At 65.1% G+C, this 341-nt stretch carries 1 protein-coding gene; it reads left to right on the top strand.

Annotation, left to right across the window (positions count from 1 at the left end; genetic code table 11):
* Positions 1-341 (top strand): hypothetical protein (locus tag GSQ88_RS09320; RefSeq protein WP_210253774.1); only part of this gene is annotated, 341 nt, incomplete at both ends.

Below are 341 nucleotides of genomic sequence, written 5' to 3'. Positions count from 1 at the left end.
TGAAGCCGATCTCGACCGGATCAATGTCGGCGATGCCGCCAGCTTTATCGCCGAGGCCGATACCAGGATCGAATTTCCGCTGCGCCTGACCGAGATTGCGCGGGCCAGCACCACGGTACTGCCCGATCCGGCGCTGGCATCGACCATGGGTGGTCCCATCGCGGTTCGGCCGCAAAAGCAGAACGAAAAGCAGAACGAATTGGTCCCGGATCGGACCCTATACCGGATGCGGCTGGCGCTCGCCGAGGGCCATCCGGCTCCCGTCACTCGGATTCTGCGCGGGCAGGTGATTCTGCGGGGCGAGGCGGTCAGCCTTGCCCGGCGCCTGTGGCGGTTAGCTT

The sequence above is a fragment of the Bradyrhizobium sp. S69 genome, assembly GCF_009766005.1.
Lineage (GTDB): Bacteria > Pseudomonadota > Alphaproteobacteria > Rhizobiales > Xanthobacteraceae > Bradyrhizobium.
The sequence above is the reverse complement of the archived record's forward strand: the minus strand, read 5'-3'. Positions and strand labels throughout refer to the sequence as shown.